17 protein-coding genes are annotated in these 23,653 nt (G+C 55.1%); 10 read left to right on the top strand and 7 right to left on the bottom strand.

Translation table 11 applies throughout. The features are described from left to right. Together ACSZO1_RS07075 and smrA are read right to left on the bottom strand one after the other, a co-directional pair. Complete coding sequence (locus ACSZO1_RS07075; protein ID WP_437610922.1) at positions 1-1,275, bottom strand: esterase-like activity of phytase family protein; 1,275 nt, start codon at positions 1,273-1,275, stop codon at positions 1-3. A 112-nt stretch (positions 1,276-1,387) separates the two neighbouring features. Continuing rightward, positions 1,388-1,951, bottom strand: a complete 564-nt coding sequence (smrA, locus tag ACSZO1_RS07070; RefSeq protein WP_437610920.1) for a DNA endonuclease SmrA — start codon at positions 1,949-1,951, stop codon at positions 1,388-1,390. A 173-nt stretch (positions 1,952-2,124) separates the two neighbouring features. On the opposite strand from smrA, the gene fnr reads away from it, so the two are divergent. The 3 genes from fnr (at position 2,125) to ACSZO1_RS07055 (ending at position 5,235) form a co-directional block, all read left to right on the top strand. Continuing rightward, on the top strand, positions 2,125-2,868 hold the full coding sequence (fnr, locus tag ACSZO1_RS07065; protein WP_437610917.1) for a fumarate/nitrate reduction transcriptional regulator Fnr: 744 nt from the start codon (positions 2,125-2,127) through the stop codon (positions 2,866-2,868). Between the two features lie 127 nt (positions 2,869-2,995). Then, complete coding sequence (gene uspE, locus ACSZO1_RS07060; RefSeq protein WP_437610915.1) at positions 2,996-3,946, top strand: universal stress protein UspE; 951 nt, start codon at positions 2,996-2,998, stop codon at positions 3,944-3,946. A 158-nt stretch (positions 3,947-4,104) separates the two neighbouring features. Next, a complete protein-coding gene (locus ACSZO1_RS07055; RefSeq protein WP_437610914.1) occupies positions 4,105-5,235 on the top strand; it encodes a hypothetical protein in 1,131 nt (376 codons plus the stop codon). A gap of 52 nt (positions 5,236-5,287) precedes the next feature. Here ACSZO1_RS07055 and pntB read toward each other — a convergent pair whose 3' ends face one another. Then, positions 5,288-6,682 (bottom strand): Re/Si-specific NAD(P)(+) transhydrogenase subunit beta, encoded by a 1,395-nt coding sequence (gene pntB / locus ACSZO1_RS07050; RefSeq protein WP_437610912.1) that lies wholly within the window; start codon positions 6,680-6,682, stop codon positions 5,288-5,290. Positions 6,683-6,693: 11 nt separating this feature from the next. Continuing rightward, positions 6,694-8,226 carry a Re/Si-specific NAD(P)(+) transhydrogenase subunit alpha gene (pntA, locus tag ACSZO1_RS07045; protein WP_437610910.1) on the bottom strand — a complete coding sequence of 511 codons (1,533 nt, stop codon included), beginning with the start codon at positions 8,224-8,226 and terminating at the stop codon, positions 6,694-6,696. A 551-nt stretch (positions 8,227-8,777) separates the two neighbouring features. Between pntA and ydgH the strand changes: the two genes are divergently transcribed. Together ydgH and ACSZO1_RS07035 are read left to right on the top strand one after the other, a co-directional pair. Beyond that, positions 8,778-9,734, top strand: coding sequence for a DUF1471 family protein YdgH (gene ydgH / locus ACSZO1_RS07040; protein WP_437610908.1), 957 nt, complete (start codon positions 8,778-8,780; stop codon positions 9,732-9,734). 210 nt (positions 9,735-9,944) lie between these two features. Continuing rightward, positions 9,945-11,336 carry a basic amino acid/polyamine antiporter gene (locus ACSZO1_RS07035; protein WP_437610906.1) on the top strand — a complete coding sequence of 464 codons (1,392 nt, stop codon included), beginning with the start codon at positions 9,945-9,947 and terminating at the stop codon, positions 11,334-11,336. A 246-nt stretch (positions 11,337-11,582) separates the two neighbouring features. On the opposite strand, the gene ACSZO1_RS07030 is transcribed toward ACSZO1_RS07035, so the two are convergent. Then, positions 11,583-12,032 (bottom strand): hypothetical protein, encoded by a 450-nt coding sequence (locus ACSZO1_RS07030; RefSeq protein WP_437610905.1) that lies wholly within the window; start codon positions 12,030-12,032, stop codon positions 11,583-11,585. 139 nt (positions 12,033-12,171) lie between these two features. Here ACSZO1_RS07030 and rstA point away from each other — a divergent pair, with 139 nt between their 5' ends. The 3 genes from rstA to ACSZO1_RS07015 are packed head-to-tail and all read left to right on the top strand — an operon-like array spanning position 12,172 to position 15,721. Continuing rightward, the gene (gene rstA, locus ACSZO1_RS07025) at positions 12,172-12,906 is read left to right on the top strand and encodes a two-component system response regulator RstA (protein ID WP_437610903.1); all 735 of its coding nucleotides are present in this window, start codon (positions 12,172-12,174) and stop codon (positions 12,904-12,906) included. Next, positions 12,903-14,213 (top strand): two-component system sensor histidine kinase RstB, encoded by a 1,311-nt coding sequence (rstB, locus tag ACSZO1_RS07020; protein WP_437610901.1) that lies wholly within the window; start codon positions 12,903-12,905, stop codon positions 14,211-14,213. Before rstA ends, rstB begins: the two co-directional genes overlap by 4 nt. Positions 14,214-14,233: 20 nt before the next feature. After that, a complete protein-coding gene (locus ACSZO1_RS07015; protein ID WP_437610899.1) occupies positions 14,234-15,721 on the top strand; it encodes a carboxypeptidase M32 in 1,488 nt (495 codons plus the stop codon). A gap of 65 nt (positions 15,722-15,786) precedes the next feature. Here the strand turns inward: ACSZO1_RS07015 and ACSZO1_RS07010 are convergent, their stop codons facing one another. Next, positions 15,787-18,516: an InlB B-repeat-containing protein gene (locus ACSZO1_RS07010; RefSeq protein ID WP_437610897.1), complete on the bottom strand. Its 2,730-nt coding sequence runs from the start codon at positions 18,514-18,516 to the stop codon at positions 15,787-15,789. A gap of 108 nt (positions 18,517-18,624) precedes the next feature. Then, positions 18,625-21,339: an InlB B-repeat-containing protein gene (locus ACSZO1_RS07005; RefSeq protein ID WP_437610895.1), complete on the bottom strand. Its 2,715-nt coding sequence runs from the start codon at positions 21,337-21,339 to the stop codon at positions 18,625-18,627. 749 nt (positions 21,340-22,088) lie between these two features. Here ACSZO1_RS07005 and asr point away from each other — a divergent pair. Continuing rightward, complete coding sequence (gene asr, locus ACSZO1_RS07000; RefSeq protein ID WP_437610893.1) at positions 22,089-22,550, top strand: acid resistance repetitive basic protein Asr; 462 nt, start codon at positions 22,089-22,091, stop codon at positions 22,548-22,550. A 276-nt stretch (positions 22,551-22,826) separates the two neighbouring features. After that, positions 22,827-23,639, top strand: coding sequence for a trypsin-like serine peptidase (locus tag ACSZO1_RS06995; protein ID WP_437610891.1), 813 nt, complete (start codon positions 22,827-22,829; stop codon positions 23,637-23,639). Positions 23,640-23,653 lie beyond the last annotated feature (14 nt).

Below are 23,653 nucleotides of genomic sequence, written 5' to 3'. Positions count from 1 at the left end.
TTACTTCAGGGGCTGGGGCAGATGCAGCAGCCACAGCTCACTGGTGGCTTCCTGCACGGGCAGCGGTTTAATCGCGAGGCTGCCATCCGCTTTTTTATCCACGGTCAGACCGAAGTCATTGTCGTTGGCGATAGCCAGCGTCTTATTATCGACCAGCGCCAGCCCTTCAGCTTTCTCCTGCTGCCAGCCCAGTTTACGCAAATCTGCCACCAGGGTTTTGCTGGCCAGTATGATGCCGCGCTGTTGCAGCTGATCAGCAGAGTCAAACTCCGGCGGCGGCTGATCGTATGCCGCCAGATCACTGGCTTCACGCAGATCCACCAGCCAGATTTTATTCTGCGGCTGCTTATCCTTATCACTGCCCTGTTCAATCAGCAGCAGACGATCATTATCCAGCGCCACCACGTCGCCGATTTTCGCATCTTTGGCTTTCTTATAGCTGCTGATATCAATCGGATAACCGTACATCGCGGTTTTACCGCTGGCCGGGTCATAGCTCACCAGGCGGGTAAACTGAGCGCTGTTTTTGCTTTTACCGTCAATATCCAGCGTGCTCTGCACCGCCCCGATAATCCGCCCGTCCGGCATACGGGTGATGCCTTCAAAACCGCGGTTCGGCTGCCGCCATTTAATAATTGACGGCAGGCCGCTGGCGACACTTTTCTCGCCTTCGGCGGGCGTCGGACCTTTTTTCTCCAGAATATTGCCGTTAGCATCCACGTGAATCATAAACGGACCGTATTCATCACACAGCCAGAATCCCCCTTTGCCATCCGGGGTGATGCCTTCCGTGTCCAGCCCGCGGCGGTCGTAACGCAGCCGTTCCAGCGTATCGCTAAGCGGCACTTCGCCCGTGGCGCCAATTAAATTATCCGGCAACGGCAGACCACTGACGGGCGCCCCCTGTTCCTGTAGTGGATGGGCGTTCGAGGCCTGCGCGCTGTTACTGTCCACCGTGATGGTCATCAGTAATGGCGTGAAATCTGGCGCGGCAAAAATCTTCGCTTCCCGTCCGTCGGTTTGCGGTGCATCGGCATTCGGGCCACGATCGGTGACGGTGGCAAACACCAGTTTTCCCTGCTCTTTTTTCATAAAACTCAGCCCGGAGCCGACACCGACCGGAAAGCCCTGCGGGAAAGCCTGAGTAAAGGCGCCATGATACGCCACGCGGTCGTGCTGAGGAAAAGTGACAATGTAACGTTCGGTTTTGATGTCCGCCGCCTGAGCGGTGACAGCCGCAGCGAATAACGAAATTGCCAGCAGAGATAAGCGCATGATGACCCTCATTGAGTAAGCGATGCATCAGCATAGGCAAGCTTTAAGACAGAATTGTGACACTGCGCCAGCGGATGTCGATGTGATATGCCGCTGGCGATACGCGGCGCTTTCAGCGGCTGCGTTTGGCGTGTTTCTCGCGATTATCGAGGCGCGCCTGTTCCGTTTTGCGTAACCCGACATACATCGCCCCGCTGCCGCCGTGATACGGCTGCGCGACGCAGAAAGTCTGTACCTCTTCAAACTGCTGCAGCCAGCGCGCCAGATAACTGCGCACAATATTGGCATGGGAACGATCATCACGCGCTTTACCATGAATAATCAGCAAATTGCGCAGATTGTCTTTACGCGCCTGCAGCATAAAATCAAACAGCGCGCGACGGCAGTCCGCGACAGGCTGACGTAGCAGGTTCAGGCTGGCGTCCAGCTGATATTTTCCCTGCCGCAGCTTATCCAGTACCCCCTGCTGAATCCCTTCCGCTTTAAACTCCAGCGGTGTCGCCAGCGGCAGCACGTCGATAAAACCATCAATAAGAAAATTTTCCGGTTTTTCTGGCGCTTTCTGCACCACTTTCGTCTCTGCTGACGTTTTCAACCAGATGATATTGTTGCGACTTTTCAGTGGCGTGACATCTTCCATGGCGTGTTTAAACAGCTCATCTTCGTCAGGGTTCATGATCACTCCTTAAGGCATACGACAACTTACACGGTCATTTTTTGATGTAATCGGGTTGTTTGTTGTGCAACAGCCCTGATCTTAATGTGCCTAAAACTGCTCAGATGAGTTTCTTTCTGTAACCGAAAAATGTTAAAATTGACCACAGTCAATTATCCTCTGAGCGTAAACTTATGATCCCAGAAAAACGCGTTATTCGTCGCATTCAGTCTGGCGGTTGTGCGATTCATTGTCAGGATTGCAGCATTAGCCAGCTGTGTATTCCGTTCACTTTAAATGAACACGAACTGGATCAGCTAGACAATATTATTGAACGCAAAAAACCGATTCAGAAAGGACAAACACTGTTCAAAGCGGGTGACGAGCTGAAATCGCTGTACGCCATCCGCTCCGGCACCATCAAAAGCTACACCATCACCGAGCAGGGTGATGAGCAGATCACTGGCTTCCATCTGGCGGGTGATTTAGTGGGCTTTGACGCCATCAGTTCCGCCCATCATCCCAGCTTCGCTCAGGCGCTGGAAACCGCGATGGTGTGTGAAATCCCGTTTGAAACTCTCGACGATCTTTCCGGCAAAATGCCGAGCCTGCGCCAGCAGATGATGCGTCTGATGAGCGGCGAAATCAAAGGCGACCAGGACATGATCCTGCTGCTGTCGAAGAAAAATGCCGAAGAACGCCTGGCCGCGTTTATCTGGAATCTTTCCCGCCGTTTTGGTCAACGCGGTTTCTCGCAGCGCGAGTTTCGTCTGACCATGACGCGTGGCGATATCGGCAACTACCTCGGCTTAACCGTTGAAACCATTAGCCGTCTGCTGGGCCGTTTCCAGAAAAGCGGGATGCTGGCGGTGAAAGGTAAATATATCACCATCGAAAATCACGATACGCTCGCCGAGCTGGCTGGCCACAGTCACTGATACCGCTGACTCTTTGCCGGGTTAATAATTGTTATTTTATTGATCCGGCAACAACTTTTTCCCTTCTTCCCTGACCGCGATTGGGCTATCTTTATCCTGACGCCTCGTCGTGTATGGAGAACTCAGTATGGTTAAGTATCAAAACATCCTTGTGGCGATCGATCCTCAACAGGATGACCAACCTGCGCTTCGTCGGGCGGTCTATCTCGATCAACGCATCGGCGGCAAAATCAAAGCCTTCCTGCCTATCTATGATTTCTCGTACGAGATGACCACCCTGCTGTCACCCGATGAACGCACCAGTATGCGTCAGGGGGTTATCAGCCAGCGTACCGAATGGATCCGGCAACAGGCGCATGCCTATTTAGACGCGGGTATCGATATCGAAATCAAAGTGGTGTGGCACAACCGTCCATTCGAAGCCATTATCCAGGAAGTGGTCAACCATCAGCACGATCTGGTGCTGAAAATGGCCCATCAGCACGATCGGCTGGAAGCGGTGATCTTTACGCCAACCGACTGGCATCTGCTGCGTAAGTGCCCGTGCCCGGTATGGATGGTGAAAGACCAGCCGTGGCCGGAAGGCGGCAAGGCGCTGGTGGCGGTGAATCTCGCCAGCGAAGAACCGCATCATGACCTGCTCAATCAAAAACTGATCCGCGAAACCGTTGAACTGGCACAAATGGTTAATCAGACGGAAGTGCATCTGGTCGGCGCTTATCCGGTGACGCCGATCAATATCGCCATCGAACTGCCGGATTTTGATCCCAGCGTCTATAACGATGCTATTCGCGGTCAGCATCTGGTCGCGATGAAAGCACTGCGGCAAAAATTTGCCATGGATGAAAAGCTGACGCATGTGGAAAAAGGCCTGCCGGAAGAAGTCATCCCGGAACTGGCACAGCATCTTGATGCCGGTATTGTGGTACTGGGCACCATTGGCCGCACCGGGATTTCCGCCGCTTTCCTCGGCAATACCGCAGAACAGGTTATCGATCATCTGCGCTGCGATCTGCTGGTGATTAAACCGGATGGTTTCGCCAGCAATATTGAGCCAGATGATGATGAAGATGATTAACGGGCTCCGCTGGCGTTAGCTGCGGGCTCTGATGGTGCCGTTGCGGATTAAGGATAACCGCAATGGCGCAGTTAACTTTTTAGTGGCGCAAACTTCTGCAGGGGCGGACTTACCGCCTCTTTTCACACTATCCCTTTCACGGACAGAAAGGAAAAATCATGCTGAACAGCACCATCATTTCCACCGCACCCTCGTGCAGTGCATGGAACATATCCGCACCTTTGCCAGCATCGGTGACGGCAATCACCCGTGTTGGCAATACCTCACTCTGTTTAAGCAACAGCAACCCTGGCTCATCAGCAGCAAAAACCCGCCCTGCGTCAGAGTCCACTATTCCAGCAGAGGCACTTGACTGGGCGATAAAGTCCTGGTCTGAAGCCCCAGGGGAGACATCAGAAGAAAAAATCGACCACCAGCTGAAAAGCCCAGACAAGCCAGAAAACCTCTCCGGGCCGATGTTTTCCGCTATCATGAGTTCACTATCCGACGGGCCAGCGCTCAGCGCAAGGGCCATTGAGGATCTCTACTATCTTTCACAGGCACAACCTGCCGCAAATGTGCAGAACTGGATTACAGCTGGCTGGCCCAATGCTCAGGGGAAAAGCGACAGTGCAAAACTAAACTTCCTTTTACAGCAACGAGACAGCCTGGAGAGGCTTCAGGCGAAAGATATTTACGCGGCAATGCAGAATTTACCCGTTGTGCCTCAACTCGTGATAAAAACAATAGCCAACCTGCTTGCCGCCGCCAAAAAACACCCGAAGTTTTGCCAGCAGACCACCTTACAACAATGCCCGCAAGTACGCCGCACACAGGCTGCCTTGCAAAATGTCCCGCGGATGCGCCATATGCAGGTCCAAAAAGAGGCTGAGCCCTCTGTACGACCTTGTTCTGACTGCCAGTCTGAAAACCCGATAGTGGCACCTCCTGCAGCTATTTCATGGCCATGTATCGAGCAATGGCTGCAGATGTCATCGCCGTGGCTTCCTGAAGTGGATACAACGAACTCATCTGCATCGGGTGTGCTGGATACAGCAGCATCGCATGCGCCGATCTCATCTGCAGCGGATATGGCAAGATCGCCAGCATCAGAGGACTCGATCTCAGTTACATCCTCGACGCAGGCTTTTTGTGATCTGATCGCATCAGATTCCTGTTTCCTGCCTCGGAGTGCGATCCCCTTTTCCGAAGGGAGTGATACAACAGAAATCTGTTCAGTTTTTTTTGAAGAGGATTTACAGGGGAAGTCAGCAGAGCCTTCGTCAAACAGCGAAGATTTTAACCGCTAAAAAAAGAGTCCGGTAATGTACCGGACTCTTTTATTGCCACAGCAGCCGGGGATTACTTGCTCAGGGCACGCAGAATCGCTTCCACGCTCTCTTTCGCATCACCGAACAGCATCTGCGTGTTCTCTTTAAAGAACAGCGGGTTCTGTACACCAGCGTAACCGGTATTCATTGAACGCTTAAACACCACCACGTTGCTGGCCTTCCACACTTCCAGCACTGGCATACCCGCAATAGGACTGCGCGGATCTTCCTGCGCCGCCGGGTTAACGGTGTCGTTCGCGCCGATCACCAGCACGGTGTCGGTATCAGAGAAATCATCGTTGATTTCATCCATTTCCAGCACCACGTCGTACGGCACACGCGCTTCCGCCAGCAACACGTTCATATGGCCCGGCAGACGACCGGCAACCGGGTGGATACCAAAGCGCACTTTGACACCACGCGCACGCAGTTTCTCGGTGATTTCCGCCACCGGATACTGTGCCTGCGCCACCGCCATACCGTAGCCAGGGGTGATGATCACAGATGTTGAGTTTTTCAGCAGTTCCGCCGTCTCTTCTGCGCTGATTTCACGGTGTTCGCCCGCTTCTTCCGTTTCACCGGTCGAGCGGCTGTCTGTACCAAAACCACCGGCAATCACGCTGATAAATGAGCGGTTCATCGCCTTACACATAATGTAGGAGAGGATGGCACCAGAAGAACCCACCAGTGCACCGGTGACGATCAGCAGGTCGTTGCTCAGCATAAAGCCCGCTGCCGCCGCTGCCCAGCCGGAGTAGGAGTTCAGCATTGAGACCACGACTGGCATATCTGCGCCACCAATCGATGCCACCAGGTGCCAGCCAAACGCCAGCGCGATAATGGTCATCAGCAACAGCGCCAGAACCTGCACGCCCACGCTTTCAGTACGTACAAACGCCACCAGCAGCAGGAAAGAAACCACCAGCGCCGCCAGGTTGAGTTTATGACGATGTGGCAGCATCAGCGGGCGGGAAGAGATCTTACCGCGCAGTTTGCCAAACGCCACCACCGAACCGGTAAAGGTGACCGCACCGATAAAGATGCCAAGGAACACTTCGGTCAGATGGATATTCTCCATCACGGCTTCCAGGCCCGGTGCGTGGTCAAGGTAGCTGTTAAAACCAACCAGTACCGCCGCCAGACCGACGAAGCTGTGCAGAATCGCCACCAGTTCCGGCATTTCGGTCATCTCGACTTTCTGCGCCAGACGCACGCCGATTGCGCCACCAATCACCATCGCCAGCAGGATCCAGACCACATTGCCGGAATCCGGGCCGAAGATAGTGGCGATCAGCGCGATCGCCATCCCGCTCATACCAAAGATATTACCCTGCTTCGAGGTCTCGTGTTTGGAGAGACCGGCAAGGCTGAAAATAAACAGAATTGCGGCAACAATGTATGCTGCAGTCACTAATCCGCCAGACATATTGTTCGCCCTTAGTTCTTACGGAACATTTTCAGCATGCGCTGAGTTACAGTGAAACCACCAAAGATATTGATGCTGGCAATCAGCACCGCGACAAAGGCAAAGAAGGTTACCCATCCGCCGTGTCCAATCTGCAATACCGCACCAATGACGATGATCCCCGAAATGGCGTTGGTGACCGACATCAGCGGCGTATGCAGCGCATGGCTGACGTTCCACACCACGTAGTAACCCACCACGCAGGAGAGCGCGAACACGGTAAAGTGCGACAGGAATTCTGCCGGTGCCACATTCGCCAGGCAGGCGAACAGCACGATCGCCAGTGCGATCAGCAGATACTTACGCAGTGGTGACGCAGGTTTTGCCGGTGCAACCGGAGTGGCTTTGACTTCCGCTTGTGCCGCTTTCGGCGCAGCAGAAACCTGAATCGGTGGTGCAGGCCAGGTCACTTCGCCATCGAGAATGACCGTCACACCACGGATCACAACGTCTTCGAAGTCGATAGTGATCTCGCCGTTTTTCTCTTTGCACAGCAGTTTCAGCAGGTTGACCAGGTTGGTGCCATACAGCTGCGAAGACTGGGTTGGCAGGCGGCTTGGCAGATCGGTATAGCCGATGATCTTCACGCCGTTATCGGTGACGGTGACAGTATCCGCCACCGTCAGCTCACAGTTACCGCCGGTCTGAGCGGCCAGATCGACGATTACACTGCCAGGCTTCATCGATTCAACCATTTCACGCGTGATCAGTTTCGGTGCCGGACGGCCCGGGATCAGCGCAGTGGTGACAATAATATCGACTTCTTTCGCCTGGGCAGCGAACAGTTCCATCTCCGCCTTAATAAAGGCTTCAGACATCACTTTGGCATAACCATCGCCGCTGCCGGCTTCTTCTTCGAAGTCCAGTTCGAGGAACTCAGCGCCCATACTTTGCACCTGCTCCTTCACTTCCGGGCGGGTGTCAAAAGCACGCACAATCGCGCCGAGGCTGCCTGCCGCGCCAATCGCGGCCAGACCGGCCACACCGGCACCAATCACCATCACTTTCGCTGGCGGTACTTTACCCGCAGCAGTGATCTGACCGGTAAAGAAGCGACCAAATTCGTGGGCGGCTTCCACAATCGCACGGTAACCGGCGATGTTAGCCATTGAACTCAGCGCATCAAGCGACTGAGCACGGGAGATACGCGGCACCGCGTCCATTGACAGCACCGTCACCTTCCGCGCCGCCAGTTTCTCCAGCAGGTCCGGATTCTGCGCTGGCCAGATAAAGCTCACCAGCGTGCTGCCTTCACGGGTCAGTTCGATTTCTTCATCCGTAGGTGCATTGACCTTCAGGATAATGTCGGACTGCCAGACGGTGGCTTCATCACTGATGGATGCGCCCGCGTCAACGAAAGCCGCATCATCAAAACTGGCGAGCTTGCCCGCGCCGCTTTCGACTGCCACTGTGAAGCCAAGTTTTAACAGCTGCTCGACCGTTTTCGGCGTGGCAGCGACTCGCGCTTCATTGGGCAACCGCTCTCTCGGTACTCCAATTAACATAGTATTCCCTTTCATCGGTTTTCCCTCTGGTTGACGCTTAAACGGCGCGCCAGAGGCAGATACAGAATGGTTTCTTTTACCCGCCGTGGCGCTATCCGCCGCGGCGTGGGTGTTGCAAACTGTTTATAACCTACTGAAAATGTGTCTTCCGATCCAGACACCACGCGCTATCGCCGCAACTTTCACATTAAAATTCAGAGCCAGGTGGAAAAAACGCTATGTTGCCACTGAATTTAGCGGCAAATTACGCATAATCTGCTACGGGAAATCACTTCACTACATATTTATTACCAATAAAAACCATTATTTAACAATGAATTAACTAATTAATCGATATTGTTAACCAGCATAAGTGGTAACGGTGCTCTCTGACTGCCTGTTTCGCTGAATTCTCCTGCATTAATGACAATTCTGTTACGTCGTAAGAAATGGCATAAATTGCCTGAGACAGCGGCCATTATTACATGCCATAATCGGCAGCTAATCTGTTACACATCAAGAGTCCAGCACGTTTTCGTACTCCTTTTTTTCGTAAGGCGAAGGATTATTTTATGAAGCTGAAGAACACCATTCTGGCGACTGCCCTGCTGTCGATGACGACATTCACCGCTTACGCGGCGCAGGAACTGTCCCCGGAAAAGGCGGCCGAGCTAAAACCATTTAAACGTATCAATGTCACCGGTCGTTTTATTTCTATTGGGGATGCCAACGAAGCCGTTTCCAGACAAGCGGATAAAGAAGGCGCCGCATCGTTCTACGTGCAGGGCATCAACGATACCAACGGTAATGGCGGCAACTGGCGTGTTACTGCTGATCTGTATAAAGCCGATGCACCGGCAGCTGATACGGCCACCCGTTACCGCATCGTGAATGGTGTAAAAGAGCTGCCGAAAGCGGAAGCTTACGAACTGGAACCGTTCGACACGGTGACCGTCAAAGGTTTCTATCGCAGTCAGCCAGATGTGAGTGATGCCATTTCCAAAGCGGCGAAAGAGAAAGGCGCAGCATCATTCTTTATCGTGCGTCAGGTCGATGCGAACAGCGAAGGTGGCAACCAGTACGTTACTGCCTATGTATATAAAGCAGATGCGGCAAAACGTCAGGTTCAGAGCCCGAACCTGATCCCGGCGGACTCCGAAGCGGGTCGTAAGGCGCTGGCGGAAGGCGGTGAAGCGGCGAAACGCGTGGAAATCCCTGGCGTGGCATCGTCAGAAACGCCAAGCAGCAAAGTTGGCCGTTTCTTTGAAACCCAGTCTTCCAGCGGCAAACGTTACACCGTGACAATGCCGGACGGCACTGAAATCCAGGAAGTGAACAATATCACTGCCGCGCAGATGCAGCCGTTTGACACCGTGACCTTTACCGGCCACTTCGGCTCGCCGACGGAGGTTTCACACGAAGCCGCTCGTCAGGCCGCCAAACGCGGCGCGAAATACTATAACGTGACCCGCCAGTGGCAGAACCAGAGCGGTGGTAACCTGACCGTTACAGCTGATCTGTTCAAATAATTCGCACTCAGGGCAGCATCGCGCTGCCCTGTTTGTTGCTGCATAACCCTTAACGCTTTTTTGCATACTCAGTCATTGCACTCCGCCCCACCTCTCCGTAGAATCTGCCGCCTGTTTTAGCGGTTTCCATCGAAAATACTCACAAAAACCTGAGTAAAATTCGTTCGATAGCCGGTTTATTGGTTATTTATGCTGTAGTCAGGTTCTCTCTTGGATAAAAAACTCGGACTTACCGCTCTTACCGCGCTGGTGCTCAGTTCCATGCTTGGCGCGGGCGTTTTTAGTTTGCCGCAGAATATGGCGGCCGTTGCCAGCCCGGCGGCGCTGCTGATCGGCTGGCTGATTACTGGCGTGGGGATTGTGTTGCTGTCACTGGCATTGCTGCTGCTGACGCGTCTGAAACCCGAACTGGATGGCGGTATTTTTACCTATGCCCGCGCCGGATTTGGCGATCTGGTCGGCTTCTGTTCCGCATGGGGTTACTGGCTGTGCGCGGTGATCGCGAATGTCTCTTATCTGGTGATCGTCTTTTCCGCCCTGAGCTTCTTCACCGATTCGCCTGACCATGTGGTGTTCGGCGATGGCAATACCTGGCAGGCGGTGCTGGGGTCATCCATTTTGTTATGGCTGGTGCACTGGCTGGTGTTACGCGGTGTGCAGACCGCCGCCAGTATTAATCTGGTCGCCACTCTCGGCAAGTTGCTGCCGTTAGCCCTGTTTGTGGTGCTGGCGCTGGCAGCATTTAACCTTGATCGTTTTTCCTTCGATTTTAGCGGCATCAGCCTCGGCAAGCCGGTCTGGGAGCAGGTAAAGGAGACCATGCTGATTACCCTGTGGGTGTTTATCGGTGTGGAAGGTGCGGTGGTGGTCTCTGCCCGCGCGCGCAACAAGCAGGATGTTGGCCGTGCCACGCTGCTGGCCGTGCTGGCGGCGCTGGTGGTGTATCTGCTGGTGACCCTGCTGTCGCTGGGTATCGTACCGCGCGCGGAATTAGCGGAAATGCGTAATCCGTCGATGGCGGGTCTGATGACCCGGCTGATCGGTGGCTGGGGCGATGTGGTGATTGCCGTTGGTCTGATTATTTCAGTCTGTGGCGCGTATCTGAGCTGGACGATTATGGCCGCTGAAGTGCCGTTTATCGCCGCCCGCGAAGGGGCGTTTCCACGCTCCCTGAGTCGCCAGAATGGCCGTAATGCGCCGGCAGCGTCGCTGTGGCTGACCAATGGCAGTGTGCAGCTGTGCCTGATTCTGATCTGGCTGACCCATGCCGATTACGGCAATTTGCTGACTATTGCCTCAGAGATGATTCTGCTGCCCTATTTGCTGGTCGGCGCGTATCTGTTCAGGGTGGCACGCAAGCTGAATAAACCGTCGGTGACGCTGGTGGCGGTCGGCGCTTCCCTTTATGGCTTATGGTTGCTGTATGCGTCAGGTCCGCTGCATCTGCTGCTGTCCGTGGTGCTGTACGCGCCAGGCCTGCTGCTGTTTCTGTTTGCACGCCGCGGCGGACGCGCACAACAGCGCTTGTCGCGTGTGGAGTCGGTTGCCATTGTGCTGCTGATTGTCGCGGCGTTTCCGGCGTTATGGATGTTGATGCGGTAGTCACTCAGGACACTGAGTTGCGATTTTGCCCCTTCCCCCACGGTGTGGGGGAAGGCTGGGATGCTGGAGCAAACAACTCAGCACCTCGGCCGTTTCTCCCCCTCTCTGGCCTTCTCCCGCACGCGATGGTGAGAAAAATACAGTCCTCTGCGAGCAAGAGGCTCCGTAGCCATTGCAATGTATCCCCTGAGAATCAGGCTTTATGTGTTGTATGCGGAAAGTCGTTTGGCGGGGTTGCCGATGCCCTTAATGGGCAGCCGTCAGAAAATGGACGCTCAGGCGGTCGTCTTGCTGGGTAAGATCCAGTGGTTTGCGATACTCCTGCTGAATTTTTTCCAGTTGCTGGCTGGTCAGCGTATACGGCAGCAAAATATCCAGCTGATCAATCTGTTGCTGTTCCGCGAGAGTAATCAGGCGTGCGATGTTAATTTCGTCGCTCACCTGGGTTGAAATAATTTGCAACGCTAATTCTTTCAACCGTTCGGCGGGGGCTCGCTGGCTGCTGGCGGGCTTTCGCGTCACCATGCCGAAGATCGGCATCACGCCATAAATGGCATCGACAAAGCTCCAGCGTTTTTTGCAGGAAGCTGAGAGAAAGTCCATATAATTGAAGCAGATGCGGTCACTGTATCCGGCTGACGCCAGTTTATTTTCAGACACCCTCAACCTCCTCCCTATGGAAAAAAAATGGTTCATACGATCCTCAACCATGCCAATATAATGGCATATTTTGCGACGGCTGTACTATACATCTTGAGTTATTTAACTCCTATTCATAGTGGTTACCTGTAAGAAAGGATATGCTGCACTCTTTCCAGGCTTGCACACTGGCATTATGAGCAAAATTGTATTCGTTGAAGATGACCAGGATGTCGGTGAACTGATTGCCGCGTACCTTGGCCGTCATGATATTGAGGTCATTGTTGAGAGCCGCGGCGACCGTGCGGAACAGGTGATTGCCGACGCCGCACCGGATCTGGTGATGCTGGATATTATGCTGCCAGGCAAAGATGGTATGACGCTGTGCCGCGATCTGCGCGCCAGTTCGCGCTGGTCAGGCCCGATCGTGCTGCTCACCTCGCTGGACAGTGATATGAACCATATTCTGTCGCTGGAAATGGGCGCCAATGACTATATTCTGAAAACCACGCCGCCTGCGGTGCTGCTGGCGCGCCTGCGTCTGCATTTGCGTCAGGCGGGTGGTGCCAGCCGCAGCGAGGAGATCGCGCCAGCGCGTCCGGCGCAGCAGGCATTGCGGTTTGGTACGTTATTTATCGATCCGGTTAACCGCCTGGTGGTGCTGTCGCAGGAGAATATTGCCCTCTCCACCGCCGACTTTGACCTGTTATGGGAGCTGGCCACCCATGCCGGGCAGATCCTGCATCGTGATGTGCTGTTAAAAGCGCTGCGCGGCGTTAGTTATGATGGGCTGGATCGCAGCATCGATGTTGCTATCTCACGTCTGCGCAAGAAACTGCACGACAGCGCCACCGAACCTTATCGCATTAAGACAGTGCGCAATAAAGGTTATCTGTTTGCGCCGCATGCCTGGGACACCCACTCCGCATGAGAAAGCTTTTTATTCAGTTTTACCTGTTGCTGTTCGTCTGTTTCCTGGTGATGGCAATGCTGGTGGGGCTGGTGTACAAATTTACCGCCGAGCGCGCCGGTCGTCAGTCGATGGACGACCTGATGAAAAGTTCGCTGTATCTGATGCGCAGTGAACTGCGCGAGATCCCGCCGCGCGACTGGAACAAAACCATCAATAACCTCGACCTAAATCTGTCGTTTAAACTGCATATCAAGCCACTGAATAAGATTCAGCTCGACGAGCCCGCGATGCGTCGCCTGCGCGCGGGGGAAATTGTGGCCGTCGATGATCAATACACCTTTATGCAGCATATTCCGCGCAGCCACTATGTGCTGGTGGTCGGGCCGATACCCTATCTGTTTTTCCTGCATCAGATGCGTATTTTCGATATTGCGCTGATGATTGTGATCGGTATTTCGCTGGCATTGCCGGTATTTATCTGGATGCGTCCGCACTGGCAGGACATGCTGAAACTGGAAGCGGCCGCACAGCGCTTCGGTAAGGGTCATCTGGATGAGCGCATTCATTTCGACAGCGCATCCAGCCTGGTGCGGCTTGGTGTCGCATTTAACCAGATGGCGGACAATATTAATAATCTGGTGGTGAGTAAGAAACAGCTGATCGACGGTATCGCCCATGAGCTACGCACGCCGCTGGTACGGCTGCGTTACCGGCTGGAAATGAGCGACAACCTGAGCGAAGCCGAATCCGCTGCACTGAATCGCGATATTGGTCAGCTGGAAGCCCTGATTGAAGAGCTGCTGACCTATGCGCGCCTTGACCGCCCTAAAGTGGATTTGACGCTGCAGCAGATCGATCTCGCTGTCTGGCTGCAGGAGCGGCTGACAGATTTCCGCGCCCTGAATCCCGACTACCAGATTACGCTCGACACGCCACAGCGCGACAATGTCGGTATCGCCGATACCCGGCTAATGGAGCGGGTGCTGGATAACCTGGTGAATAACGCCCTGCGCTATGCCGGTCAGCAACTGCGCGTGGGGCTGTGGTTTGATGGCAATATCGCCTGCCTGCAGGTGGAAGATGATGGTCCGGGGATCCCGCAGGCTGAACGCGAGCGGGTGTTTGAGCCGTTTGTCCGCCTTGATCCAAGCCGCGACCGCAGCACCGGTGGCTGCGGTCTTGGTCTCGCCATCGTCCACTCCATCGCTCAGGCCCAGGGGGGTTACGTGATGATCGACAGCAGCCCGTTAGGTGGCGCCAGTGTTCGCTTTTGCTGGCCCGTTGATTTACCCTTGCCGGATAGCCAACCACATAACATCGCCTAATGTTTTCAGGGAGTTCCACTATGACATCTGCGTATCAGCATCTGACTCACACCTTCCGCCGTCTGGCGCACTTCGGCCATCTCGGCGCGATTGCTGGCTGGGATATGCAAACCATGATGCCTGCCGGCGGCAGCCAGGCGCGCGGTGAAGCGCTGGCAGAACTGAGTGTACTGCGCCATGAAATCCTGACGGCAAAAGAAGTGGGCGTCTGGCTGGATCAGGCGCAACAGGAAGATCTGAATGATGTTGAAGCCGCCAATCTGCTGGAAATGCGCCGCGCATGGCAGCAGGCATCGTTACTGCCAGCTTCGCTGGTGGAAGCCAAATCCATCGCCGGTTCGCGTTGTGAGCATGCATGGCGTCAGCAGCGTCCAGCCAACGACTGGCAGGGTTTCGCCGCCAATCTCAAAGAAGTGGTCAGATTAAGCCGCGAAGAGGCGGAAATCCGCGCGCAGGCGAATGGCTGTTCACGTTATGATGCCCTGCTCGACGTTTTCGAGCCGGGTATGACCAGTGCGCAGCTGGACCGTACCTTTGGCGATCTGAAACAGTGGCTGCCACAGTTGCTGCAACAAATTGTGGATAAGCAGGCGCAGGAATCGGTGACACTGCCGGAAGGACCGTTTGCCATCGAATCACAACGCCAGCTCGGTCTGAGCATTATGCAGCGGCTGGGCTTTGATTTTAATGCCGGACGACTGGATGTCAGCGCGCATCCGTTCTGCGGCGGTGTACCGCAGGATGTGCGCATCACCACCCGCTACCGGGAAAATGAGTTTCTCAGCGCCATGATGGGCGTGATCCATGAAACCGGTCACGCACGTTATGAGCAAAATCTGCCTGCCGCCTGGGCCGATCAGCCGGTGGCGCATGCCCGCTCGACCGCCATCCATGAATCCCAGAGTCTGTTCTTTGAAATGCAGCTGGCGCGCAGTACAGAGTTTCTGCAGCTGATCCTGCCACAGGCGGTGGCGCAGTTCGGTGCACAGCCCGCTCTCAGCGCAGAGAACTTTGTCCGCCTTAACCAGCGGGTCAAACCGGGCTTTATCCGCGTTGATGCCGACGAAGTCAGCTACCCGGCGCATGTCATTTTACGTTATGAAATCGAGCAGGCATTGATCAGTGGCGAGATCGAAGTCGACGATATTCCGGCTATCTGGCAGGAAAAAATGCAGTCGTATCTCGGCATTGATACCCGCGATAACTATCGCGACGGTTGCATGCAGGATATTCACTGGACTGACGGCGCCTTTGGTTATTTCCCAACCTATACACTGGGCGCGATGTATGCCGCACAGCTGTTCCAGGCAGTAAAACGCGCTCTGCCGCAGGTGGAAAGCCTGATCCGCAACGGTGAACTGCAGCCGGTGTTTGACTGGCTGCAGCAGAATATCTGGCAGCACGGCAGCCGCTTTAGCACCCGCCAGCTGATTACCCAGGCGACGGGTGAAGATCTCAATCCGCAATATTTCCGTCAGCATCTGGAAAATCGCTATTTGCCGCGGTGATTTTCCCCGCTGCGTCAGCAGGCAACGGCGCCCTTCACCCTCAGCGTTAAGGGCGCCGCAGTTTTTTACGACTCAGTCACATGGATCGTCATCGTAGCCGGATCGCAGTGCTCTGAGTACAGCGTCACGCTGGCTGTGCCCGCAGCGGTTGGCGCCGTCAGTGTGACGACTTCCGTTCCCCCGACCCACATCGTCTCCGTGGCGGTTAAATGCATTCCGGTGCTTCCGCTGTCAATGCTGTAAGTCACCGGCACACCGGGTGCGGGTATCGCAAGGCTGTTTAAATTTAAACCCGACTCTTCACGGTCAGGATAATGCTCTCTGACCGCAACCAGCCTGAAGCGAAAATAGGGCTGTGGCCAGGCATCATTTACCTTTTTCACCTGCAGTGGATTGTCACTCATCATTGAGAAACGCCGGTACAGAGGCAGTATGTTAATTTTCGCATCTTCCCTGGCATGCGCATCCGGGGAGATAACCGAAACTGTCGCCTGACCATAATGCCCCTGAGTGTGCGGGGCAAACACCACCGTGGCCCTGCCATCCTCTCCCGACTGCGAATGCGCATCCGCCACCGTAATGCCGTGCGCAGGAGGAACGATCGTGACATTCAGTATTGCCGCAGCAGGCAGACCGCCGCGTGTCACATTCAGCACCACTGGCGCAGGGGTTGCCCCTTCGAGGATTTGCTGACTCTGTTGCTGCGTAATGGCCAGCATATAAGGTTCGTTCAGGTCAGAAACCAGGTGCGATGTCACGGACAGGCTGATCAACACGCGGCTGCGCTCAGGCGCATCCTTTAAACCCACCTTGAGCAGCAAATCGCCTTCCTCATCGCCTGTTGTCACGTTCACCCGCACGAGGCCATCAGCATCGGTTGCTGTCTCGCTGAAAACCACGATGGTTCCTTCCGGCGCAGCAGCAACGTCAATTTCAACCGGCAGTGAGGCGGGATACGAGAGGCCGCTTAACACGTTGCCACTTACTGCCTGTAACGTGATCACGCTGGTCGCGTTAGTCGCCAGGCTGCGCTGGCCTTTCACATCAAAACTGAGTTCTGCGGGCAGCAGATCGACGATAAAGTCCTGCTCAAGCATCAGCCATTGCGTTACGCCATGGCTTAGCGGAACCGTCAGCAAGCCAACGCCGCCTTCCACCAGCCACACCAATGGCACTGTCGCCTGCAGGGCCGCCGCACTGGCGGCCACCTCGACATACACGACACTACCCGAGGTAAAGTCCGGACCTGGCGGTTCGGTGTGCAGAATACATTGATAGCGCTGCGCCAGCGGCCCCAGCCTGACGCCGGGCTGTAACCCCTCGCCCGCAGCAAATACCGCTTTCAGCTTATGATCGTGGTCCATACGCAGTGTCAGTATCGCGCCGTCTGTCAGCACGTCATCCCGTTCCCAGTGCCTGAAGACATAGCCAGGACGTGCGATGGCACGTACTGTCGCCAGACTGCCCTGCGGATAGGGTCCCGGCTGATCGGGTGAGACAAACCCGCCTAATGCAGGTTCGATACTGATAGCTAAATACGCTGGCTGCCAGCGCGGAGTATGATCACCACGATAACGCGCCACAACACGCGTGCTGCGCCGGAAAAGGTGCGCATCATCGGCTGCATCGGGTTTGCCAATCGCGATGCCGACAGGCTGCCCCTGCCAGCTTTTATCAGGCGTGGAATAGCTGGGAATACGGTACATTTTCGTTTCATCATTCGGGTATCCCATGATGGTCACAAACGCGCGGTTAGGCGGAATATAACCACGCGCGTAGTCATATTCGGGCCTGAGAGCGACCACCGGGTTCTGATAACCCGGCTGAGTGAGGCGATCGTGCTTGCCTCCCAGCAAATGCCCCAGTTCATGCGCGAAGACATAACTGGCGTTATACCCCTGCCGCGGCATAACCGAGATGCTAAAGACAGCGAGGGAAAGATCTGAACGATCGAATTGTGCAGGTTCAGGGATACATGACGCCACGCCGTGCAACGGATCAATCTGCGCCGACAGCATCACCACGAGATCTGCCCCTACCGTGTCGCGCAGCTGGTTCACCACCGGCCAGTTGACTCCCGGTATCCAGCGCTGCTGCTCCCCCGCTCTCTGGTGGACAACGACGAGATCCAGCATCTCGCTGACCGTTGAGCCCTGCAGACTGTTCACCTGCATAATATCCACGATGCGCACTCGCGCAGAAATATCACTGTTACTGAAAATCGTATTGGTGACGGTTTCCGCTTCACGCATAATGGCAACGATATCGTCATGTCCGCCAGAAAAGGGGGTGGCGGTGGCGGGCGGATACAGCGCCAGAATGTCGATCACCACCGGAATGCTGTCATCTTCTGCGGCAAAGTATTCCTGTTCAGGCTCTGCCGGGCGTACTACCGGATCATTGCAGGTCAGCATGCCTGGCCGTGAGGGCATAATCCATACCCCTGCCGACGGGCCACGCGGGCGGATCAGCCAGTCGTTCCCCAACGCAATCACCAAACCTGACAGACGCACGCCATCTTGCGTGAATTTCATACCAAGATGTGCACTGGTGTCGGTAAAATTGGGCAAAATGCCGTGCCAGGCCGCACTTCTGTCGTCAAACCTTTGCACCGAAACCGTCTGACAGTCGAGGGTTAAAGCATCAGGAAGATTGATACGAAGTTGTGGCGCAGGTTCGCCATTGCCGGGTAATTTCAGTGCCTGCTGCAGCGCGTCGACATTGATGGTGGCAACGCGGGCATCCGGATACAAAGGATCTGGCAGCTGATTGAGATAGCGGAATAATTCAGTCATGGGAGACTCTCCTGCAGGAAAGATCAAACTGACTATCAACCTCACCGCGCCGAAACCGCCTCCCTGCCGGTTAACGACTGGCGCGGACCTTACTCATCTGCTGGCGCATCAACTGACGTTAATCGTGATAACGATCGATTCGGCGTATTGAGAACTCACGGTGACTTTTGCCGTACCCGGGCCGGTGAGCGCTGTCGCCGCCACATAGACGGTCTTACCCAGATACGTTACGTCCGACGCGGCCAGCGTAATGCCGGTGGTTCCGCTATCAAGGGTGAGGCTGATGTTGATGCCCTGCGGCAGCGTGATAAAATTGCTGGCTTCGGACTCGCTGTACGACAGCAAGACGGCAAGGGCAAAGGGCTGATAGTGGCCTTGTTCCGGCTGGATATTCATCGTCAGTCCCAGCGCGGAGAAAAGATACTGTTGACGCGGCAGCACACCAATCTGCACCCGCACACGGGTTCGCGAGGCCGCTTCAGTGATAAACAGTGTTGTCGGGCCAATACTGCTGCCGCTCTGCGGTGCAAACATGACTGTCGCGACGCCATCTGCGCCACTGCCGGGGTGAGCATCGATGACGCTGAGACCATGAGTCGGCGCGCTAACGGCCACCTCCAGCGTTGCTGCCACAGGTTTCCCCTGGTGTGAAACGAGCACCTTAACCGGTGCTGGCGTTGCCCCTCCCGGGATTTGCTGTGCGCGGTTTTCGATCACCGTCAGGGCGACAGGTTCATCCTGCTGCTCCGGATGCGTCGATACCGCGACGACGACCAGTACCGTGCTGCGTTCGGGCGCGTCCTTCAACCCGACCTTCAGCGCCAGCTCGCCCTCTTCATCCCCGGTCTTCACCGTCAACCGTATCAGACCGCTGGCATCCGTCACCGTCTCATGCGCGGTAAGTGTCGTCCCCTCCGGTGCGGCTGCGACATCGATCTGTACCGGTTCACCCGCAGGGTGCGAGAACCCTTCCTCCGCTGATCCCCAGGTGGCCTGGATAATCAGCTGGCTGGTACTATTAAGGCTCAGACTGCGCTGCCCCCAGACAGTAAAAAGCAGCCCAACCGGCAGCAAATCCACAATGAAATCACGCTCAAGAATCAGTGACTGCGTGATATGGTCGTACAGCGGCAGTGTCACCCCGCCGATTCCCCCCTCCAGCAGCCACACCAGCGGCACTTCAGACTGCAGCGCGGCGGCGGTGGCTAAGGCCAGGACTTTGATATCGGTGCCCGCAGGATAGGCGGGACCGGGTGGCGGCTGAAACTGCAGCTGACAGCCATAGCGCCGTACCAGCGGGCCTAACCTGACCGCAGGCTGAGCGCTACTGCCTGTGACAAACACCGCTTTCAGGCTATGGTTCTTATCCATCAGCAGCGCCAGCGTCGGCGCCATCAGTGACACACCATCCAGCACCCAGTGATCGAAAACATAACCGCTGCGTGCGATAGCACGAACAGCGACCTGACTGCCCTGCGCATAAGGACCCAGCTGGTCTGGGATGACAAAACCGCCGAGGTTTGGCTCGATCATCAGGTTTAAGTAAGCAGGGTTCCAGCGCGGGGCATTGTCGCCACGATAACGCGCCATCACCCGTGTGCTCAGGCGAAAAAGCCGTGCCATATCGGACGCACCTGGTTTTCCCAGCGCGACGCCGACCGCCTGTCCCTGCCACATTTTTTCCGGGTTGGAGAAATAGGGGATCCGATATGTCCCCCTCTCCGGGTGGTCATAGCCCATGATGGTGACAAATGACCAGTTCGGCGCGATATAGCCGTGAGCATAGTCATAAGTTGGGTCCAGAAACGAATGCTGTGGCTGGGTGAGGCGGTCATGTTTGCCGCCCAGCAGATGCCCCAGTTCATGAGCGAACGTGTGACCGAGATTATAGGTTTGCGAAGACGACACCAGCAGCAGACTAAACAGCGCCACATTCAGCGAGGAGTGATCAGCCAGCGCCGGTTCCGGGATAGACGCGGCAATCCCCTGCACACTGCCCGTCCCCACCACTCCGGGCATGTCCGACAGAAGCACCACTACGTCAGCCCCCGCAGCATCGCGCAGACCACTGACCAGTGCCCAGTCCGTTCCGGGTGCAAGCTGTAATTTGCCTGCGGCGTCGTAAGTCTGCACGATCACAGCAGCGAGTAACTCGGTGACCGTTGCGCCATGTAAACCCGTCACTTCCTCAATGGCAAGGATGCGGACACGCGCATTAATGTCACTGTTACTGAAGACCGTATTTGTCACCGCTTCCGCCTGGCGCAGATAAGCAACGACATCATCATGTCCATGAGCCAGCGCTTTCGTCTCCACCGGAGGATACAGAACCAGAATATCGATCACGGCTGGCGTGGCATCGTCTTCAGCAGAATAATAGTCAGCCGCGGACGACTCACTGCCCTGTTGCGGATACACGCCAGGGTTGCCACAGCCCAGCGAATCCAGTCTGGCTGGGGTAATCAGGACGCCTGTCGGCGAGTGATGCGGATGAATCAGCCAGTAACCGTTCGGCGTAAACACTAAACCCGAGAGGCGCACCGCGTTTCCCGTAAAGGTGATACCGAGATGAGCGCTGACCGCCTCAAGGCCCGGCACAATACCGCGCCAGGCGACACTGCCATCATCAAACCTTTCGACCGCTGCCGTCTGGCATTCCACGGTCACCTGATCCGATAAATTCAGGTTCAATGTCGATGGTGCTTCGCCACTGGCGCGTATCTGCAATGCTTTGCGTAACTCAGCGACATTCACTGTCGCGAGGCGGGCATCAGGATGCGCGGGGTCTACCAGCTGATCTGGCCAGGTAAATAATTCAGTCATAAGGCTCCACTCTGTGCAGAAAAGATCAAACTGACTTTGTCTGGGCGATACGGAATGCGACGACAACGGCAGATCAGAGCAGGAAAAGCATAACGCCTGTCAGATGCGGGTTCTTTGGCACACAGTCACCCGGAGAGCGAATGGCTGTTGCCACCGTTGTTGCTATGTCCGCCAGTTGACAGACACCGACAGGAGCAGTTCCCTTCGCCGGGCGATGCCATGCTCAGGTTCACAGAAGACAGAGCGCCACAGCGCGCCAGAATCAGGGAGAGCTGAGTGTGATCTTCAGACTCAGAAAATGACTGACCGATCCGCATTAATGGTTGCCTGATTGCCAGCAACAAACACAAACATCGTTCATAAAACAACCTGCAGATGAAGCTTGTGTCAGCCCGCAGTAAAAGGCAAATGGCCCCTTTGCGGGCAACAAACGTAATCCAGGGATCTGATTTTCCCTATTTTTTGTCACGCAGAGCGCAATGTTTCCAGCTCCTGAGGACTGAATTCAGGTGCATCGCAATACCAGCGTTCAGTAAAAAAAGGGGGTTTCCAGAAAATTTTTATCTGCGTTTCACGATCGCCGTCACGCAGCAGCAAAACAGCCTTTATTTTTCAGTATATTAGCGATTGTACATTCCGTTACACGCCGATACCAAACACTCACGGAAACCTGAGCGCGATTTACCTATAGTCTCTTCACCGGCCCCGCAGTGGGCTAAATGATGAAAATCTCTTTTGAGGATTCTGTGATGAAAAAATTAGTCTCTCTGGTTGTTGCCGCTGCTATGGGCCTGTCTTCAGTTGCTTTCGCTGCTGAAACCACTGCAACGCCAGCACCAGCTGCTGCACCAACCGCCACCGCGACGACTGCCGCACCAGTGAAAGCCACTGCACAGAAAACCGTGCATAAAAAACATAAAAAAGCCGAGCAGAAAGCTCAGGCTGCGAAAAAGCACCACAAAAAAGCCGCTAAACCAGCTGCGCAAAAAGCCCAGGCGGCTAAAAAGCACAAAAAAGCGACTAAACCAGTAGCCCAGAAAGCGCAGGCTGCTAAAAAACTCCACAAAAAAGCGACTAAACCAGCCGCTCAGAAAGCGCAGGCTGCTAAAAAGCACCACAAAAAAGCCGCTAAACCAGTCGCTCAGAAAGCGCAGGCTGCTAAAAAGCACCACAAAAAAGTGGCTAAAAAAGCAGTAACCCCAGCAGCGTAATCTGCCAGCCAGCAACACCCCACTATGACAAACACCCGGATTATCCGGGTGTCTCTTTCATGGAGTAGCGGAAATGGTGCGTCGCTATCTGTTCGAGATCATCCTTGTGACGATGATCCTGTGCGGGATCATTACCGCCCTCTTCTGGCTTTAGCTGGTGTAGTGCCCTGATATTACAAATTAAACTCCCTTTATTCCGTCTCACCGTCTATAGTTAAACGCGTAACACGCGTGATAAAAACCAATAGCAATAGTTTCGCCCTTCCTGAGAGTGATATGCGCATAACGGCTGTTTTATTAGTAGGATTGCTGTCGCTGGCTCCGTATTGCCATGCTGATGATGATGACGATACCGCGAGCAAAGAGGACACCCAGACGCTGTTTTTTGGTCATGATGACCGTAAACCTGTCGATGCCATCAGCCGCGCGCCCTGGGAAGCGATTGGTCAGCTGGAAACCGAGAGCGGTAACCTGTGTAGTGCAACGCTGATTTCCGCCCATCTGGCACTGACCGCAGGCCACTGTCTGCTGGCACCGCCCGGTAAACCCGATAAACCCGTAGCACTGCGCTTTATTTCTGGCGCCAGCGGCTGGCGTTATGAAATTCACGATATCGACGTGCGCGTGGACAGCTCGCTGGGGAAAAAATTGAAGGCCGATGGCGATGGCTGGATTGTGCCGCCGGCAGCGGCGCCTTATGACTTTGGGCTGATCATTCTGCGTAACCCGCCATCCGGCATCACTCCCGTGCCGCTGTTTGCCGGTTCACGTAACGAACTGACCGCCGCGCTGAAAGAGGCCGATCGCAAAGTGACCCAGGCAGGCTATCCGGAAGATCATCTCGATACTCTGTATTCGCACAGCGACTGCCTGGTCACGGGCTGGGCACAGCGTTCGGTGCTGTCGCACCAGTGCGATACTCTTCCCGGCGACAGCGGTTCACCACTGCTGCTTAATACGGCTGATGGCTGGCAACTGATTGCAGTACAGAGTTCTGCCCCGGCGGCGAAAGATCGCTATCGCGCCGATAACCGCGCTGTGGCGGTAACCGCTTTTCGCGATCAGCTGGAACAACTGGCGCAGCAATAAACGCCCTTTCCCCC

The organism is Erwinia sp. V71 (assembly GCF_965644245.1).
Taxonomy (GTDB): domain Bacteria; phylum Pseudomonadota; class Gammaproteobacteria; order Enterobacterales; family Enterobacteriaceae; genus Erwinia.
The sequence above is the reverse complement of the archived record's forward strand: the minus strand, read 5'-3'. Positions and strand labels throughout refer to the sequence as shown.